General features: G+C 58.0%; 2 protein-coding genes. Both read left to right on the top strand.

Annotation, left to right across the window (positions count from 1 at the left end; translation table 11 throughout):
- On the top strand, nt 1-628 hold a 628-nt coding region (locus TR36_RS15170), incomplete at its 5' end, for an ABC transporter permease (RefSeq protein ID WP_153010591.1).
- Nucleotides 535-820, top strand: a 286-nt coding sequence (locus TR36_RS14075; RefSeq protein ID WP_153010592.1) for an efflux RND transporter permease subunit, incomplete at its 3' end; no start/stop codon positions are given. The genes TR36_RS15170 and TR36_RS14075, both read left to right, overlap by 94 nt.

Here is an 820-nt window from a genome sequence, read left to right as displayed (position 1 = left end):
GAAGATCCCTGATCTTCTGGGCTTGCCGCAGCGCCTGGAAGGCAAGATTTCCGGCGACGCTTCATTGGGAAGTGCGGTGGATACATCTTCCACACATAAATATGCGGGCGATGGCTCTACCAAGCGCAATGAGAAATTGGAGCGCATCACGATTCCGGAAATTCCACGTGTCGTGCGGCTGGTGCGATCCATCGTGCTGTCGGCGCGGGAAGAGCCTTATGTAGAGGCGGCAATCTCCATGGGCACCTCGCTGCCGCGGATTTTGTGGCGCCATCTGATGCCGAATACCTTCGCCCCGTTGACGGTGCAGGCAACCTATGTCTGTGCGTCTGCCATCCTGACAGAGGCGATCCTGTCTTTTCTGGGTGCGGGGGTTTCAACCGAAACTCCGACCTGGGGCAATATCATGGCCGAGACCCGGATCTATTTCCGGCTCAAACCCGAACTGATTTTCTGGCCGGGGTTTGCACTGTCGATGTGTATCCTTGCAATCAACCTGCTTGGGGACTGGGCGCGTGATGCGCTGGATCCAGGATCATCGAGTTCGCGGAAACCCTGCGCAAATCCGGCAAGGACGTTTTCGATTCCATCCTGCTTGCATCGCGCCAACGGCTTCGCCCGATCCTGATGACAACGCTGGCATTCGGCTTCGGCATCCTGCCGCTTGCAACGGCCAGCGGTGCCGGTGCCGCGGCACAGAAATCGATCGGAACGGGAATGCTGGGCGGCATCATCTTTTCCGCCACGTTCGGGATTATCCTGGTGCCGGTGCTGTATATCGCGGTATTGAAAATCGTGGGCAAACTGCCCCGCGAGACTG

It is taken from the genome of Falsirhodobacter sp. alg1 (assembly GCF_000739715.2).
In the GTDB taxonomy this organism is placed as follows: Bacteria; Pseudomonadota; Alphaproteobacteria; order Rhodobacterales; family Rhodobacteraceae; genus Falsirhodobacter.
Note: the sequence above shows the minus strand (reverse complement) of the source record. Positions and strands in the feature narration are given on the sequence as shown.